The organism is Corynebacterium sp. HMSC05D03, from assembly GCF_001807205.1.
In the GTDB taxonomy this organism is placed as follows: domain Bacteria; phylum Actinomycetota; class Actinomycetes; order Mycobacteriales; family Mycobacteriaceae; genus Corynebacterium; species Corynebacterium aurimucosum.
In genome coordinates this window covers 1-15,457 of record NZ_KV788182.1, presented here as the reverse complement: position 1 = coordinate 15,457, position 15,457 = coordinate 1, and the positions used below count along the sequence as shown (strand labels likewise).

The following is a 15,457-nucleotide window of genomic DNA, read 5'->3' as shown; positions in this document are numbered from 1 at the left end:
GTCCAGGGCGCCAAGTCCGTTACTGGAGCACCCACGGGCCACCCTGCTCCTGCCGAGAGAAAGTCACCTTCTCAGAAGCTGGAAGAACGGCCACCTCCTCCCCTAGTTGACCACACATGTCTAGCTCGTCAAGGTCAGCCCTACTGCTCATGAATGAGGAATACCCGGGCCTTTGCACATCCCGGTAGAGCTCAACCTGCCCCGCAGCAGGCGGCACCCACTCATCGTCCTCATCACTACCGCCCTGCCAGGTACCTTCGCTCGCCGCTAGGACATCTTTTTCGGAAGCACCGGGGCAAATTAAGATCACCCGTTCATACTCGGAATCAAAGATGTCACCGATCTGCATGTCCACGCTGCCAGGATCCCCCTCCTTCGCCCCGGCTGCCCTATCGATATTTTCAATGACATTCGCGGAATTCATCAACGAACATCCAGTCAGACTACCTATGACCAAGCCGGAGAGAAGCGCCATTGCACCCCCGCGCACGCTTAGGTGCATCACATCGTTAAGCCGTGCTTGTCCCTGCCTATCTGCCATGCCCCGAGGGTACCCCGTTCGGGGTGATCGTGGGATCCAAAGCCCATGCTTGAACGGTGTTCAAAAGGGCTCATTTGCTGCACCGTTACCCCGCTGGATAAACTTTGGCCCATGAAAAAGAATTCCGTCGCGGCTGACATCGCGTACGTCGCGGTCTTCACCGCGCTCATCATAGTCTTTGCTTTCGTCTCCATCCCCACCCCCACCGCGGGTGTGCCCATCGTTCTCCAAAATGCCGTTATCATCCTGGCCGGCCTGGTTCTCGGCGGCCGGCGCGGCCTCTTCGTGGGCCTGCTTTTCATAGCTCTCGGCCTCGTTGGTCTTCCCATCCTGGCTGGCGGGCGCAGCGCGTTAAGTGCTATCGCCGGCCCCACGGTGGGCTACCTCGTTGGATATGTGGTCGCTCCGGCCATCACCGGTCTTATCGCCTACCGGGCGCCGCGCGACAAGGGAGGCATGACCGCCATCCTCGCCATTGCTGGTCTTGTTGGCTTAGCTGTGCAATATTTCTGTGGAAGCCTGGGCCTAGTGTTCCGCTCTGACATGTCCTTCGGGGCTGCCATCATTGCCCAAGGCCCATTCATCATCCCCGATCTCATCAAGGTCGCCGTCATGGTCATTATCGCGGTCGGTGTTCATGCAGCATTCCCCGATCTGATGGGTCGACGCGCTCAAGCGAAGTAGCTCCCGTGCCGCAGATCGATTTCCGCAATGTTTCCGTCGCCTTCGACGAAACCCCCGTACTCAAAGACATTTCACTTTGCTTGAGCGAACAGCGCATCGGCATTATCGGTGCCAATGGTGGCGGCAAGTCCACGCTCGTTCGGCTCATCAACGGACTCGGTGACCCCACCAGCGGTCAGGTGGTGGTGGACAACCTGGACGTCGCCAAGCACGGCAAGGAAATCCGACGCCGCGTGGGTTTCGTCTTTTCTGATGCCGAGAACCAGATCGTCATGCCGCAGGTACGCGATGACGTGGAGTTCTCCCTGCGTCGTCTCAAGTTGTCTCGGGAAGAACGTACCAAGCGTGTCGACGCCGCCCTCGAACGCTTCGGCCTAGGCCCCTTGGCAGAGCAGTCTCCGCACACGCTCTCAGGTGGGCAGAAACAGCTCCTTGCACTGGCCTCAGTACTGGTCATCGAACCGACCATCATCATCGCTGACGAGCCAACCACCCTGCTCGACCTGCGCAACCGCGACCGCATTCGCCGCGAGTTCGCACGTCTGGAACAACAGCTCATCGTCGTCACTCACGATCTAGACTTCCTCTCCGATTTCGATCGCGTTCTGTGCATAGACAACCACAGCGTCGTTGCCGATGGAGCACCCGAGGAGGTCATCCCCTTCTACACGAACCTTATGGAATCCCGCCCGCTCTAACTCATGCCCAAGAACATCCCACTCGGCTTCTATGTCGACGCCGATACCATCATTCACCGCATCCCCGCCGCGGTGAAGTTCCTACTACTCATCGCCTTCATTCTCGTAACATCGCTGGCGGTGCACACGATCCCTTGGGCGGCGGTGAGCCTGGCTCTCCCCCTTGGCCTCTTCCCTATTGCCCGAGTTCCTTTCCGCGTTGCGTTTGGCCAACTCGCACCGCCGCTCTACCTTCTCCTCGCGCTCGCCGCGTTCCAGTGGTGGCAGAAAGACCTGACGGCGGCTGCCATCATGTTCCTCACCATCTACGCCGCCATTAGCGCGGCGGTGCTGCTAACACTCACCACAAAGGTCTCGGAGATGATGGACTCCCTGGATCGCGCCCTGGCTCCTCTGGGGCGCCTCGGGGTCCCCGTTGAGAACATCACGCTAGCGATGTCCCTGACCATTCGTTTACTTCCCCTGATGCTAGGAACGGTCGTCGAGGTGCTGGACGCACGAAAAGCCCGGGGTGCCACGGCATCACTAACCGCCTTTGGCACCCCGGTTATCATTCGCTCGATCCGTCGCGCACGCGCCATGGGCGAGGCCCTGCAAGCGCGCGGCGTCGGAGACTAAACTCTATTCACCGCGCAGCTCACGTAGGCGAGCCTGGACGGCATCATCCTGCACGTTCGGCTGAGCCTTAGCTTCAGCCGAACCGATTGCCTGCTGGGAGTTGCCCTCTACAGCCTTCGGATTGTTCATCTCGGCGCGAATCTGCTCAAGACGGGAGTGGCCAGCCAGCTGCACACCGGCCTGCTCAATCTCATGCATTCGGTTCGACACAGAGTTCTCCGCGAGCTCCGCCTGACCCAAAGCCTTGGAGTAGCGGCGCTCAATCTTATCGCGCACGGCATCTAGGGAAGGCGTGTTGCCATTCGCGGTAAGCTCGTTCATCGAGTTAAGGGAGTCGGAGACCTTCTCCTGCATCTTGGCCTGCTCGAGCTGGGACAGCAACTTCGAGCGCTCGTTAACCTTCTCACGCAAAGCCATGCCATTGCGCTCGACGGCCTTCTTAGCCTGCTCCGCCTGCTGCAGTGCCTGATCATGCAGCTTCTTGGTGTCTTCAACAGACTCCTCCGCGGTTACCAGCTGGGCGGCAAAGGCTTCCGCTGCGTTCTCATACTCGGTAGCCTTCTGCACGTCACCCTCAGCACGGGCCTTGTCCGCCAAGCTGAGAGCGTTGCGGGTGTTTTGCTGCAGCTTTTCAATCTCACTAAGACGACGGTTGAGCTGCATCTCCAGCTGACGCTGATTACCAATCACCGCAGCGGCCTGCTGGGATAGCTCCTGGTGCTGGCGCTGCGCGTCCTCGATCGCCTGCTCGATCTGCACCTTCGGATCAGCGTTCTCTTCGATCTTCGAGTCAAAGAGAGCCATCAAGTACTTCCAGGCCTTTACGAATGGATTCGCCATAACAGAAGGTGCCTTTCTCAGCAGTTCGTTGTGTGGATAAATGGGTAATCAGAGTATTCTCTGCCTGCCTAATATTAGCGAAGCAAGGAGAGCTACGCCGCAGTTCTATAACTCGGATGCAGCTGGCGCAGTGGATGCAAGTTCCTCATCCATCGACGGCAACGCCATGTAGCCGGCCGCCTCAATGAGGACATCGGAGACGCTGACATCGAGTGCATGGCAGACAGAGGCCAGCAGCTCGGAGGAAACCTCCTTGCGGCCACGCTCCAGCTCCGAAAGATATCCCGGGGAAACACGCGCCACACCGGCGAGTTCGCGGAGGGTCACGCCTTTATCCGCGCGGAAGGCGCGAAGCGTTAATCCGAGGGCCTCACGCAGCAGCGGTTCAGGAGTCCGCGTCGACCGCGCCGGGGACTGGGTGGGTTTATCGAGTAGTGCAACTGAAGTGTTCATCACCCCATACAACGGCTCAGCAGTCGTACTTGTTCCCACAATCAACTAATTTTCTTCAAGAGTTGATAGGAGAAGACTCAATGCCGCCTCAACGGCAGCGAAACGAATCGCGTTGCGCCCCTCAGCAGGAAGCTCATAAAGGACGCCGTGCTTGGCGACGCCCCCGCCACCCCTCCCGCATAACCCCACGTACACCGTGCCCGCGGGTTTGCCTTCCTGGAGGTCCGGCCCGGCTACACCAGTCAGCCCTACCCCCCAATCTGCACGCGTTTCAACGACCGCCGCCTCAGCCATCTGCGCAGCAGTCGCAGCAGACACCACGCCTTGCTCCTCAAGTTCTTCCACGGTGGTGTTGAGAAAATGAGCCTTGACCTCTGTCGCATACGTCACCAGCCCACCCCGCAGCACCGCCGAGGCTCCCGGGATGCACGCCACAGTCGCAGCGGCTAGACCAGCAGTAAGGGACTCACAGAACGCCACAGTTTCACCGCGTTCGCTGAGCGTGGATACTAGTTGCGCCTCGATGCTCATTGGTTCTCCCTGCGGCCGTCGATGAGGTACTGGATGCCGGTCAGGACGGTAACGAAGGCGGCGGCCAGCATAACGAGGAGGCTCGGAAGGTCCATCCACCCTGGCAGCGGACAAAGATACAACGCCACCGCCACAGTCTGCAGAGCCGTCTTGAGCTTTCCGCCTTGGGAAGCCGGCACCACCTTCCCTTGACGCAGCAAGAAGAAGCGCCAAATCGTAATGCCGAATTCGCGAAACAGAATCAGCACGGTGATCCACACCGGCAAAGCCCCGGTGATATTGAGGCACACGAGGGCCGCGGTCATCAGGGCTTTATCCGCGATCGGGTCCGCGATCTTGCCAAAGTTAGTGATGAGTCCCCGCGCGCGTGCAATATCGCCATCCAACTTATCCGTGAGCATCAAGAGCGCGAAGCAGAGGAAAGCCCACCACTCATGGCCGGCGAGCACCAGCCAGGCAAACAAGGGGATAAAAAGGATGCGCAAACTGGTCAGGATGTTGGGCAGGTTCCAATTGGAGACCTCGGGGTTAACATCCGTAGTTTGAGATTGCTTGTGCGCAGCCTGAGAATCATTCACGCTCTTCATCCTACCGTGGCCTGCCTGCCCCTCGGGCGAGCACTACCATGGTCGGTATGAAGTATTTCGCAGTTTCCTATGAATACAATCCATCTAACCCGGTTATTGCTGAGGTTCGCCCGAAGCACCGCGAATTCATCGGCGCACTCCACGACAAGGGCCAGATCTGTGGCTCTGGCCCCTACACCGATTCCAAGGGCGGGGCGCTCATCGTCCTGCAATTTGAGGATGAGTCCGTAAAGGTGGCCGATGTCATCGCCCTCATGGACCAGGATCCCTTCTACACCGAAGGCGCTGTTACTGGGCGCGCTTTCCGCGAGTGGAATCCCGTTATTAATTCCTTCTAAATCCCCGCGGCCCGAGTTTAAGGCAGCTCGGACTTGGGAAGTTCGTCCGCCTTGCCGACGAGCTCGCCCTCCTTGTTGCGTACGATCTTGTTGCCAAAATCGTCCCAATCATAGTGGTTGTGAGAAACCACCACGCCACCCTGGGCTTGGTCGCGTTTGTCCTTCCACACTGACAGCAACACCGTAACCAGGAGGACGCCGACGATGACCAGTAGCGACACAAGGGTCGTAATCTCCGGTACTGCGCTGACATTCTCACCTCCATTGATGAAGGGCAAGTTGTTCTCGTGCAGAGCGTGGAAGAGCAGCTTGACACCAATGAACAGCAAGATAATACCCAGGCCATAAGGCAGGTAGACCAGGCGGTCCAACAGGCCATCAATGAGGAAGAACATTTGGCGCAGCCCCATGAGAGCGAAGGCATTGGTGGTGAAGACGAGGAAAGGCTCCGAGGTAATGCCGTAGATAGCTGGGATGGAGTCGAAGGCAAACATGACGTCGATCAGCCCGATAGCCGCCAAAGCAACGAAAAGCGGCGTCAGGGCGAATTTGCCCTTCTTCTCACCGGATTCCTCACGGTGGGTGAGCTTGTCACCGTGGTAGCGCGGGGTCACATGGATCACTTTGCGCAGCCACTTGACTACCAGCATGTCGTTGGGGTCGGTCTCGGGCGTCCCGTTGATCTCATCGATGAGCAGCTTGACTGCGGTGTAAATAAGGAAGATGGCAAACAGGTAGAAGACATCCGACCATGCCGCAATAATGGCCGCGCCCATCAAGATGAAGACAAGGCGGAAAACCAGCGCTAGGACGATACCGATGAGCAGGACCTTCTGCTGATACCTGCGGGGAATCTTGAAGGAGCCCATGATGAGCGAGAACACGAACAGGTTATCCACGCTCAACGCCTGTTCCGTCACCCAACCGGTGTAGAACTGTGCCGCATGTTCACTGTCCCACAGCACCCATACAACTCCGCCAAAGACAACGGCGACGGCCATGTAGAACAGTGTCCACCCACCGGATTCCTTGATGCTGGGCTCGTGGGGTGAGCGGACGTGGCTATAGAAATCGAAAACAAAAAAGCCCAAGATCACCGCGATGGTGATGGCCCAGACCCATAGTGGCACATGCATAATGAGTTATCCCTCCGGTCGACACGACAATAAAGACCGGAGGTCTCCCCCGCTAGCAGGCTCTATGCACAGTCCCGCTAGCCGGCGCGACCGGGAACTGTACCGCAGTTGCCGTGTTGACGATCGACGCCGTGGATTGGGGTACTCCCCTCCAAGACTCGTCCTATCCTACACGGAGCTTAGAACGCACCTGTGGAGGGGTTAGCGGAGATTTCTACGGTGCGGGTATCGGCTTCAGCGTCATCTACCCCGCCGGCATCTTCAGCGTCTTGGACCTCCTTCGGGGCCTCTGCTGGGTCAGCGCCCTTGATCATCCAGATGATGGTGTCGAGCTCCTCCGGCTTGACCAATACCTCACGCGCCTTGGAGCCTTCGGAAGGCCCAACCACACCGCGCGACTCCATGAGGTCCATGAGTCGACCGGCCTTGGCAAAGCCGATGCGCAGCTTGCGCTGGAGCATCGACGTGGAGCCCAGCTGGGAGGTGACCACAAGGTCGACGGCCTCCAAGAGGTCGTCCATATCCTTGCCGATCTCTTCGTCGATCTCCTTCTTCGCCTCCGAGGCCTTATCGTCCGTCACACCTTCCGTGTAGTTCGGCGAGCCTTGTGCCTTCGCGGCGTCGACAACCGCCTGCACCTCCTCGTCGGAGACGAACGCACCCTGCATACGCACGGGGCGGCCGCCCTGCGGGATGAAGAGGCCATCGCCCATACCGATGAGCTTCTCGGCTCCACCCTGATCCAGGATGACTCGAGAGTCCGTAAGCGAGGACGTCGCAAAAGCCAGACGAGAAGGAACGTTGGTCTTAATAAGACCGGTCACAACGTCCACGGACGGGCGCTGCGTTGCAAGCACAAGGTGAATGCCGGCTGCGCGCGCCTTCTGGGTGATGCGGACGATGGAATCCTCGATTTCCTTCGGGGCTGTCATCATGAGGTCTGCGAGCTCGTCCACGACACACACGATGTACGGGTACGGGCGCATCTCTCGCTGGGAGCCGGCAGGAGCCTGGTATTCGCCACTGCGGACCTTCCGGTTGAAGTCCTCAATCTTGCGCACTCGGGCAGCCTGCATATCCATGTAGCGCTGCTCCATCTCCTCCACCAGCCACTGCAGGGCCGCCGCAGCCTTCTTCGGCTGCGTGATGATGGGAGTGATGAGGTGCGGGATACCTTCGTACGGTGTGAGCTCCACCATCTTCGGGTCGACGAGGATGAGGCGGACGTCTTCCGGCGTCGCGCGGGTCAACAGCGAGACCAGCATGGAGTTCACGAACGCCGATTTACCCGAACCGGTTGCGCCGGCCACGAGCAGGTGCGGCATCTTCTTCACGGAGAAGGAAGTGTACTCGCCTTCGATATCCTTGCCCAAGCCAATCAGCATGGGGTCATGGTCGGCGCGCAGTGCCGGGGAATCCAAGACATCGCGCAGACGCACCATCTCTCGGTCCGCATTGGGCACCTCAATGCCAACTGCGGACTTGCCCGGAATCGGGGTGAGCAGGCGCAGGTTATCCGTCGCGACGGCGTAGGCCAGGTTGGACTGCAGGTTTGTAATCTTCGAGACCTTGACGCCAGGGCCCAGCTCGATCTCATAGCGCGTGACTGTCGGACCACGACTAAAACCGGTTACCTGGGCATCGACCTTGAATTCTTCAAAGACCTCGGTGATGGCCTCGATGATGCGATCGTTAGCCTCCGTGCGTGCCTTCGCAGGTTTGCCGGCGGTGAGCAGGTCCGTCGTCGGCACATCGTAGCCGCCGCCCAGGGCAGTGTCTTCCGCACCACTCGGAGCTGCGGGTGTTTCTTCGGCTACGCTCTGGGCTTCATCCTCAATCTTGGCACCCGTTCGCGCATCACGTCCGGACCGTTCCTGGAACATGCGCACTGCCTCGGAATGAGCGGCGGAGACCACGTCCTCTCCCGCTGAGCCAGCCGACGCTGCGCTTGCCGACGCCTCGGCAGCCGCCGCTCCCAGTGCTGCACCGGCGGCACCGCCGACGTCCACGCGGGGACGCTTTTTCGGTGCTGGTTTGGATACTGGCTGCGGTGCCGCCTTTTGCTCTGACTGCGGAGCAGGCTCCGGTTCCGGCACGACAGGGATCTCATCTGTGTCATCGACACGGCTATCAAAGCTTGGGCGGCCGTGCTGTACCGGCTCCTGGGATACTGGCTGTGCCGCGGAGTCAAAGGAAACCGTGGCATTCTCATCCGGCATCTGCCTCGGGGGCTGCTTCGGTGTCAGCTTCGGGCGCGGGCGCGGAGTATACGCCGGGCGTGCGGGACGCTCGCGCCCTTCGGCGATGGCGTCGATGTCCTCGCTGGCGTAGCCGTAATCGTCCGCGGGGGCGTCGTCAAGCAGCTCCTCATCTGAGCGGTTCTTCCGATCGCGGAGTCCGCCGAGGAGCGCGGAAAACTGGGCGGCCACGAAGTCATATGCCTCGCGCAGGGTGATGCCAGTGATATTGAGCGCTCCGTACACGATGAGCAGGAAAAGCAGTGGCACCGCCACATAGCTGGAGAAGGCCGCTACCAATAGCTCGCCTACTAGATACCCGATGCCACCACCGGCCTCTCCGGCGGCATTGTCCTTCCAGGTCAGCTTCGGGAGCCCAGCGAAAATATGAATGAGGCTGAGCATGCACACCACGATGAGGGCGGTGCCACCCACGACGCGCGGCTTGAAATGGCCCGCGGGACCGGACAGGTCCATCATGAGCGCGATGGCAACCGCAATCAATGCCACGGGAAGGACATAGGCGCCTGCACCAATGACGTAGCGAACAGCATTGGTGAGGTATTCACCGATAATGCCGGCGACTTGGAACCACGTTGCACAGGCAAGGATGATGGCCACACCAATCAGCACGAGCGCAACCGCATCTGGATTAGAGACACGAATGCTCTTCTCCATGCGAGTAGGGCGCTCCATAACGGTCGTCGGCATATCACCGTCGACGTCATGGGCCCGGGTCACCTTGCTCTTCGACGAAGCAGCGCCCTCTGCCCTCTTGCTAGTTTTTTTATTCTTCGCGCGTCCAGAAATTTCCCCTGGCTCCCTCAACTCGTCGTAATCATCAATTGCCCCCTCATCATGGGGCGCATCATAAGCAGAATCGTAGAGATCCTCGTCCCGGCTTCCCGCTTCAGCTGGCTTAAGCCCAGCGAGGCCATGCCCGACTCCCCGCGCCATGCTTCCCATGCCCTTGGCGGTGGCGCCAAAAACGCTGCCGAGTCCGCGGCCAACGGCACGAAAGGCGCTGCCGGTCCTCTCCTCGGAGGTCTCGGCAGCGCGGGTTGCAGACGTCAGCGAGTAGCTTGTGCGGCCCGACGGCCGCGCCCGATTCACGGTGCGACCTCGACCGGAGGCGCGAGACGGAGCGTTCTTGACAGACATGCCTGCCACTCTAGTAGCAAACGCACCATTAACCACATACGCCACACGCGCATGCTAAAGAATTTTCGCAGTTCAGCCTACAGGCTTGACCTAACGATGGCGGAGGCATCGCCCTCGATCTCAACCCGCGCGGCCTCGCGGCCGAAAGCCCACAAGAGCAATTCGGCCACGGTGCCACGCACCCGCACCACTGCATCGCCTTGCTCCGAAACGCGCCGCTTATCCGCGGCCACGATCGGTGGAAAGCCCTGTGGTTCCAGCACGACAGGACGGCGAGAACGTGATAACAGCCGTGTGCCTAGTAGTTTCAACGGCGCACGAAGCTCGGCGTGTGCGGCTCGTGACAAATCCCGCGGTTCAGTGTGACCATTGGCGCGGCGAAGATCCTCATGATGGACAAAGTGCTCCGCAGCATTGAATACTGGGTCCGCATAGCGCAGAGGATTGAGTCTGCCCGCTCCCCTACCCCAGGAATCAACAAGCTCCTCATATGCCTTCTGCGCACGAATCTTCCTAGCGATGTCATCAGCATGAGAAGACAGTGCCGGGATAAAAGCCCCGATCGCAGCATCAGGGCGGTTCTCACGAACCCACAAATGCGTTATGAGGTCATGGGCCGACCAGCCCACGCACAACGTCGGTGCGTCGGGACCAAGTTCATGAAATAACGCCACCATTTTGGCGCGCTCGCTTGAGGAAAACGACATGCGCCCCAGCATACCCACCAAAGACGGGAACGCTGGGGCGCTGTTGGCCTAAAGCCTAGAGCGATTCACGGGAAGCGTGAACTTCGTCGTCGTCAGGCAGCAAGATATCCGAGTTCGTCGGCACAATGGTCGGCAGAATCACCGGCTCGCGCTTGTACTTGGAATCCATGAGCTTCGACACCTTGCGGCGCAGCTTCTGCACCATGCGGTAGGTATCGTTCTCACCCTCCGCTGCGAGGTCATTCATGGTGTTCTCCACCATCTCAGCCACCTCGGGCACGATTCCGCGGTCATCGTCGGAGAAGCCCGTTGTGGACACCGTCGGGTGCTCGAGCAGGCGCGAGGTGCGGTTATCAATGACGCAGGTGATGGAAACAACGCCGCCAGCACCCAGGTTGGTGCGGTCCGCCAGGGTATCTGCGTCGACATCACCCATCGACACACCATCGACGTAGAGGTTGCCCACAGGGATCTGGCCGACAACTTCAGCGCGGCCGTTGCGCAGATCGACGACAACACCGTTCTGAGCCAAGACCACGCGGTCGCGGGCCACACCGGTGGAAATAGCCAGCTCCTTGTTCGCGCGGAGGTGGCGCCACTCACCGTGCACCGGCATCGCGTTCTTCGGGCGGGCAGCGTTGTAAAGGAAGAGCAGCTCGCCCCCGTAGCCGTGGCCGGAGGCGTGAACCTTAGCTTCCTTGTTGGTGATGACTTCAGCACCAATCTGAGAGAGCATGTTGATAACGCCAAACACGGCTTCCTCGTTACCCGGAATCAGGGAGGAGGAGAAGATGATGAGGTCACCATCGCGGACCGTGATCTGGCGGTGCTCGCGGCGGGCCATGCGGGACAGCGCCGCCATCGGCTCGCCCTGGGTACCGGTGGTAATGAGCAGCACCTTGTGCGGAGCCATCTTGGCTGCTTCATCGATCGGGATAATGGTGCCGCGCGGCACCTTGAGGAAGCCCATCTTCTCCGCAATTTCCATGTTGCGCATCATGGAGCGACCGTTGAAGGCAACCTTGCGGCCGGCGGCGACGGCGGCGTCGATAGCCGCCTGCACGCGGTAAACGTTGGAGGCGAAGGAGGCGATGATCACACGTTGCTTGGCCCCAGACACCAGGCGCTTAAATGTTGCCGGAATGTCGCCCTCAGAGGCGGACACACCCGGAATGTTGGCGTTGGTGGAGTCACACAGCATGAGGTCCACGCCCTCATCGCCGTAACGCGACAGGGCCGGCAGATCCGTCGGACGATTATCCAGTGGGGTCTGGTCCAGCTTGATATCACCGGTGTGGATGATGTTGCCGGCCGGGGTACCCAGCATGACGCCAAGCGCATCCGGGACGGAGTGGTTCACTGCCCAGAAACGGCAGCGGAACGGACCGTAGTTCACATCGGACTTCTCGTTGACCTCTACGAACTTCGGCTTCTGGCGGTGCTCCTTACACTTGGCCGCGATCAGCGCAATGGTGAAGCGCGAAGCCACGATCGGGATATCCGGGCGCAGCTTCAGCAGCCACGGAATCGCACCGATGTGGTCCTCGTGTGCGTGGGTGACGACGAGCGCCTTGACCTTGTGAATCTTCTTCTCAATCGGGCCAAAGTCCGGGAGAATCAGGTCCACGCCCGGCTCACCGGAGGACGGGAAGAGCACACCACAGTCGATGATGAGCATTTCGTCCTGGTACTCGAAGACGGTCATGTTTCGACCGATCTCAGAAATACCGCCCAGAGCATAAATACGCAGCGAATCCTTCTGCTGCTTCGGCGGCTCTGGCAGACGCTTAGTCAAGTCCGCGCCCTGCATGGACTTGGGCACATTGCGGCGACCGCGGTTGTTGTTGCGGTTACGGTTGTTACGACCACCGTTGTTGCTATTGCCGTTGTTGTGGTTGTTGTTGCCGCCGCGGCCGCGACCACGGCCGCCACGGGAACCACGAGAACGGGAACGACGGTTGCCGTCGTCAGAGTTTCCAGACTCCTTAGAGGTGGCGCCGGAAGCAGCCGATTCGTTCGGCGCTTGGAAAACCGGCGAAGCCGCCTCATTCGAGGCGGTCTCAGTCTCCGAAGGCGGACCCGCCTTACGGGTTACCTTGCGGGAGCGATTACGGGATTCAGTCATTCTTAAAGGACTCCAGCCTTTTCCAAATCGTGGCGGAGAGCCTCGATCTCCTCCGCGTCAGCCGCGGTAACTGGGAGACGAGGTTCTCCAACTTCAATACCCTGCAGGCGCAGGGCAGCTTTAACAAGAGTTACTCCTCCGAGGCGACCTTGTGCCTCGACGAGCGGGGACAAAGTTTTCGCGTTAATCTCTCGTGCACGTGCAATATCGCCTTCATCGAAGGCTACGCAGAGATCAGCCAGGGCCCGCGGAGCAATATGGCCAATCACGGAAATAACGCCCGAAGCACCGAGGGCCAGCCACGGCAAGTTCAGTCCGTCATCTCCGGAGTACCATGCCAAACCGGTTTCCTGGATAAGCGGTGCGGCTGCTACAAGGTCGCCCTTGGCGTCCTTAACAGCCTTGATGTTCGGCACCTCCGCGAGGCGAAGAAGGGTCTCCGTCTCAATCGGAATGCCCGAGCGGCCAGGAATGTCGTACAGACAAATTGGGAGGTCCACGGCGTCAGCCACAGCGCTAAAGTGCGCGTACACACCAGCCTGGGAAGGCTTGGAGTAATACGGGGTCACGACCAGAAGGCTGTCTGCTCCCGCATCAGCGAAAGCGCGCGCTGCCTCAATACTGGTGGCGGTGTTATTAGTTCCCGCACCAGCGCACAACTTAGCGCGGCCGCCTACCTCTTCCTTTACAGCTGCGAACAGCTCCAGTTTCTCATCCAACGACGTCGTCGGTGATTCGCCCGTGGTCCCAGACAAAATGAGCGAATCTACGCCGTTATCAACCAAATGAGCTGCTAGGCGACGACCAGCGGACACGTCCAAGCCGCCGTCCTGGTCAAATGGAGTGACCATAGCTACGCCTACGCGTCCGAAGGTGTCGACGCCTGCCTGTGCTGTCATACCTGTGCTCATAGGCGTCAAGATTACCTGCTTTCGCCCCCATTGGCCGCATCGGGGTCGTGCGCGAGTCTCCTACTGAGTGCTTTAAGCGTAGGGACTCGAGGCCATTTCGGTACCGTCAGCCAGGGTGGTGATATGGAAGTCGTCGAAAACCACCGGCGATTGCTCCCGCAAGAGCTTTAAACACGTGACGGCGAGCTGGCGCATCTCTGTATCGGCCTGTTCAGTCGCCCGCGCGCCAATAAAGTGACGCCACGCGCGATAGTTTCCCGTCACGACGATGCGGGATTCCGTGAGATTGGGTAATACCGCACGCGCTGCTTGTCGAGCCTGTTTCTTGCGCAGCAATGCATTTGGCTCCTCTTCCAGCTTGGACTCGAGAGCGTCAAGGAGCTCCTCGTAGACAAACCTCGCTTCGTCGGCCGCCTGCAAGGTCAACCGCGTTAGCTGTTCATCCTCCGCAATGAATTTGGGCAGAACTACCTCTGCTTCCTCGGAATGCACAAAGCGCTGCGAGAGCTGCGAGAAGGAGAAATGACGGTGGCGAACCAGCTCATGCGACGCCGACCGCGACAGTCCCCGTATATAGAGCGTCGCCGTGGCATGCTCCAGCAATGCATCGTGGCCTACCTCCAGAATGTGGTGCAGATAGGCCTGATTTGAGGCGGTACGGGGATTCGGCTTGTCGAAGGACTCATAACAGGCGCGCCCGGCAAATTCGACTAGAGCCTCGCTTTCCGACGCCCCCTCATCAACCTCCCAGTCCACTCCTCGCGGCGCATGGAAAGCGGTTGCCGCAATGAGCTGGACATCAAGCTCAGAGACTTTTGCCATTACAGCCCCAAGTACTTCTCAAGTCCCACGGTCAAGCCTGGGTGGGATGCAATTTCTCGTACACCCAGCAGAACACCGGGGGTAAAGGAAGAGCGGTCATAGGAATCCTGACGGATGGTCAAGGACTGGCCTTGAGTGCCGAAAATAACTTCTTCATGAGCCACCATTCCCTGCATACGGACTGCGTGGACGTGAACACCATCGACGTCTGCGCCGCGCGCTCCGTCGAGAGACTGCTCGGTCTTGTCCGGCATAGCGTCCAAGCCTGCCTCCTGGCGAGCCTTTGCAATGCCCTGCGCAGTATGGACCGCGGTACCGGACGGCGCATCGAGCTTGTTCGGGTGGTGGTATTCAACTACCTCGGCACTGTCAAAGAACTTCGCCGCCTGTGCGGCAAACACCATGGTCAGTACAGCTGAAATAGCGAAGTTCGGGGCGATGAGAACGTTGCCGGCGTCCTCTTTCTGAGTCCACTCCTCCACCTTGGCTAGGCGTTCTGAATCGAATCCCGTGGTCCCCACAACAGCGTGGATGCCATGTGCGATGCAAAACTCTAGATTATCCATGACCGATGCCGGCTGGGTGAAGTCGACGGCGACCTCGGCACCAGATTCAACCAGCTTCTCCAACGGGGTCCCGCGGTCGATGGAAGCAACTAGCTCCAAATCCTCTGCCGCATTAACGCCTTCCACGATTGCTTGGCCCACGCGCCCTTTAGCCCCCAAGACGCCTACCTTGATAGTCATTCACAATCCCTTCATACGTGTTCGTGCGGTTAACTGTGCCCAGTCTATCCCTGACACCGGCGAGGTTTCAGACAGGGCTCAAAAGGCTGCCTTTAATACGCATTTTCTTCCTTTCGTTGCGGACACAGGCGACGCCACTCAAATCATTCGGCATCGAATGTCCTGGCTAACCCATGGTGGCTACCCCCGTTTATAGTGACGACTTGACATGAATTTAGTGCTGGCTATGGCTATGTGGGGCGGTGGCCGCTAGAATCATGGTTAGAACACTTCTTCTAATACATGTTTATCTCGGGGGAGATACCATGACCACCACTGCTAC

Annotated in this window: 16 protein-coding genes; 4 read left to right on the top strand and 12 right to left on the bottom strand. The window is 59.3% G+C overall.

Features of this window, described 5'->3' with window-relative positions; genetic code table 11:
* Positions 1–19: 19 nt before the first annotated feature.
* Entirely contained in the window at positions 20–424 is a 405-nt protein-coding gene (locus HMPREF3147_RS08605) for a hypothetical protein (RefSeq protein WP_141740730.1), read from the bottom strand.
* A gap of 228 nt (positions 425–652) precedes the next feature.
* Here HMPREF3147_RS08605 and HMPREF3147_RS08600 point away from each other — a divergent pair, with 228 nt between their 5' ends.
* The 3 genes from HMPREF3147_RS08600 to HMPREF3147_RS08590 are packed head-to-tail and all read left to right on the top strand — an operon-like array spanning position 653 to position 2,541.
* On the top strand, positions 653–1,225 hold the full coding sequence (locus tag HMPREF3147_RS08600) for a biotin transporter BioY (protein WP_070446727.1): 573 nt from the start codon (positions 653–655) through the stop codon (positions 1,223–1,225).
* Between the two features lie 5 nt (positions 1,226–1,230).
* Positions 1,231–1,923, top strand: a complete 693-nt coding sequence (locus HMPREF3147_RS08595) for an energy-coupling factor ABC transporter ATP-binding protein (RefSeq protein WP_070446726.1) — start codon at positions 1,231–1,233, stop codon at positions 1,921–1,923.
* A gap of 3 nt (positions 1,924–1,926) precedes the next feature.
* Positions 1,927–2,541, top strand: a complete 615-nt coding sequence (locus tag HMPREF3147_RS08590) for an energy-coupling factor transporter transmembrane component T family protein (RefSeq protein WP_070446725.1) — start codon at positions 1,927–1,929, stop codon at positions 2,539–2,541.
* A 3-nt stretch (positions 2,542–2,544) separates the two neighbouring features.
* On the opposite strand, the gene HMPREF3147_RS08585 is transcribed toward HMPREF3147_RS08590, so the two are convergent.
* The 4 genes from HMPREF3147_RS08585 to pgsA all read right to left on the bottom strand — a co-directional run bounded on the left by HMPREF3147_RS08585 (position 2,545) and on the right by pgsA (position 4,952).
* Positions 2,545–3,381 (bottom strand): PspA/IM30 family protein, encoded by an 837-nt coding sequence (locus HMPREF3147_RS08585; protein ID WP_070446724.1) that lies wholly within the window; start codon positions 3,379–3,381, stop codon positions 2,545–2,547.
* 105 nt (positions 3,382–3,486) lie between these two features.
* The gene (locus HMPREF3147_RS08580; RefSeq protein ID WP_049157573.1) at positions 3,487–3,834 is read right to left on the bottom strand and encodes a helix-turn-helix domain-containing protein; all 348 of its coding nucleotides are present in this window, start codon (positions 3,832–3,834) and stop codon (positions 3,487–3,489) included.
* Between the two features lie 45 nt (positions 3,835–3,879).
* Entirely contained in the window at positions 3,880–4,365 is a 486-nt protein-coding gene (locus tag HMPREF3147_RS08575) for a nicotinamide-nucleotide amidohydrolase family protein (protein ID WP_070446723.1), read from the bottom strand.
* On the bottom strand, positions 4,362–4,952 hold the full coding sequence (gene pgsA, locus HMPREF3147_RS08570) for a CDP-diacylglycerol--glycerol-3-phosphate 3-phosphatidyltransferase (RefSeq protein WP_201827981.1): 591 nt from the start codon (positions 4,950–4,952) through the stop codon (positions 4,362–4,364). Before pgsA ends, HMPREF3147_RS08575 begins: the two co-directional genes overlap by 4 nt.
* A 47-nt stretch (positions 4,953–4,999) precedes the next feature.
* Between pgsA and HMPREF3147_RS08565 the strand changes: the two genes are divergently transcribed.
* Positions 5,000–5,290 carry a YciI family protein gene (locus HMPREF3147_RS08565; RefSeq protein WP_010190299.1) on the top strand — a complete coding sequence of 97 codons (291 nt, stop codon included), beginning with the start codon at positions 5,000–5,002 and terminating at the stop codon, positions 5,288–5,290.
* A 17-nt stretch (positions 5,291–5,307) separates the two neighbouring features.
* Here HMPREF3147_RS08565 and HMPREF3147_RS08560 read toward each other — a convergent pair whose 3' ends face one another.
* The 7 genes from HMPREF3147_RS08560 to dapB all read right to left on the bottom strand — a co-directional run bounded on the left by HMPREF3147_RS08560 (position 5,308) and on the right by dapB (position 15,135).
* Positions 5,308–6,426, bottom strand: coding sequence for a TerC/Alx family metal homeostasis membrane protein (locus HMPREF3147_RS08560; protein WP_070446722.1), 1,119 nt, complete (start codon positions 6,424–6,426; stop codon positions 5,308–5,310).
* Between the two features lie 179 nt (positions 6,427–6,605).
* On the bottom strand, positions 6,606–9,824 hold the full coding sequence (locus tag HMPREF3147_RS08555) for a DNA translocase FtsK 4TM domain-containing protein (protein WP_070446721.1): 3,219 nt from the start codon (positions 9,822–9,824) through the stop codon (positions 6,606–6,608).
* 77 nt (positions 9,825–9,901) lie between these two features.
* The gene (locus HMPREF3147_RS08550; protein WP_070446720.1) at positions 9,902–10,543 is read right to left on the bottom strand and encodes a TIGR03085 family metal-binding protein; all 642 of its coding nucleotides are present in this window, start codon (positions 10,541–10,543) and stop codon (positions 9,902–9,904) included.
* A 43-nt stretch (positions 10,544–10,586) separates the two neighbouring features.
* Positions 10,587–12,656, bottom strand: a complete 2,070-nt coding sequence (locus tag HMPREF3147_RS08545; RefSeq protein WP_070446719.1) for a ribonuclease J — start codon at positions 12,654–12,656, stop codon at positions 10,587–10,589.
* A gap of 2 nt (positions 12,657–12,658) precedes the next feature.
* A complete protein-coding gene (dapA, locus tag HMPREF3147_RS08540) occupies positions 12,659–13,567 on the bottom strand; it encodes a 4-hydroxy-tetrahydrodipicolinate synthase (RefSeq protein ID WP_070446718.1) in 909 nt (302 codons plus the stop codon).
* A gap of 72 nt (positions 13,568–13,639) precedes the next feature.
* On the bottom strand, positions 13,640–14,389 hold the full coding sequence (gene thyX / locus HMPREF3147_RS08535; RefSeq protein ID WP_070446717.1) for an FAD-dependent thymidylate synthase: 750 nt from the start codon (positions 14,387–14,389) through the stop codon (positions 13,640–13,642).
* Positions 14,389–15,135 carry a 4-hydroxy-tetrahydrodipicolinate reductase gene (dapB, locus tag HMPREF3147_RS08530; protein WP_070446716.1) on the bottom strand — a complete coding sequence of 249 codons (747 nt, stop codon included), beginning with the start codon at positions 15,133–15,135 and terminating at the stop codon, positions 14,389–14,391. The genes thyX and dapB overlap by 1 nt, the downstream gene beginning before the upstream one ends.
* Between the last annotated feature and the right edge of the window lie 322 nt (positions 15,136–15,457).

Bases quoted from the DNA above. Each gene is read 5' to 3' on its own strand.
- HMPREF3147_RS08545 (WP_070446719.1), bottom strand. From the start codon at position 12,656: ATGACTGAATCCCGTAATCGCTCCCGCAAGGTAACCCGTAAGGCGGGT.
- HMPREF3147_RS08580 (WP_049157573.1), bottom strand. From the start codon at position 3,834: ATGAACACTTCAGTTGCACTACTCGATAAACCCACCCAGTCCCCGGCG.
- HMPREF3147_RS08560 (WP_070446722.1), bottom strand. From the start codon at position 6,426: ATGCATGTGCCACTATGGGTCTGGGCCATCACCATCGCGGTGATCTTG.
- dapA (WP_070446718.1), bottom strand. From the start codon at position 13,567: ATGAGCACAGGTATGACAGCACAGGCAGGCGTCGACACCTTCGGACGC.
- thyX (WP_070446717.1), bottom strand. From the start codon at position 14,389: ATGGCAAAAGTCTCTGAGCTTGATGTCCAGCTCATTGCGGCAACCGCT.
- pgsA (WP_201827981.1), bottom strand. From the start codon at position 4,952: ATGAAGAGCGTGAATGATTCTCAGGCTGCGCACAAGCAATCTCAAACT.
- HMPREF3147_RS08600 (WP_070446727.1), top strand. From the start codon at position 653: ATGAAAAAGAATTCCGTCGCGGCTGACATCGCGTACGTCGCGGTCTTC.
- HMPREF3147_RS08590 (WP_070446725.1), top strand. From the start codon at position 1,927: ATGCCCAAGAACATCCCACTCGGCTTCTATGTCGACGCCGATACCATC.
- dapB (WP_070446716.1), bottom strand. From the start codon at position 15,135: ATGACTATCAAGGTAGGCGTCTTGGGGGCTAAAGGGCGCGTGGGCCAA.
- HMPREF3147_RS08585 (WP_070446724.1), bottom strand. From the start codon at position 3,381: ATGGCGAATCCATTCGTAAAGGCCTGGAAGTACTTGATGGCTCTCTTT.
- HMPREF3147_RS08555 (WP_070446721.1), bottom strand. From the start codon at position 9,824: ATGTCTGTCAAGAACGCTCCGTCTCGCGCCTCCGGTCGAGGTCGCACC.
- HMPREF3147_RS08605 (WP_141740730.1), bottom strand. From the start codon at position 424: ATGAATTCCGCGAATGTCATTGAAAATATCGATAGGGCAGCCGGGGCG.
- HMPREF3147_RS08565 (WP_010190299.1), top strand. From the start codon at position 5,000: ATGAAGTATTTCGCAGTTTCCTATGAATACAATCCATCTAACCCGGTT.
- HMPREF3147_RS08575 (WP_070446723.1), bottom strand. From the start codon at position 4,365: ATGAGCATCGAGGCGCAACTAGTATCCACGCTCAGCGAACGCGGTGAA.
- HMPREF3147_RS08550 (WP_070446720.1), bottom strand. From the start codon at position 10,543: ATGCTGGGGCGCATGTCGTTTTCCTCAAGCGAGCGCGCCAAAATGGTG.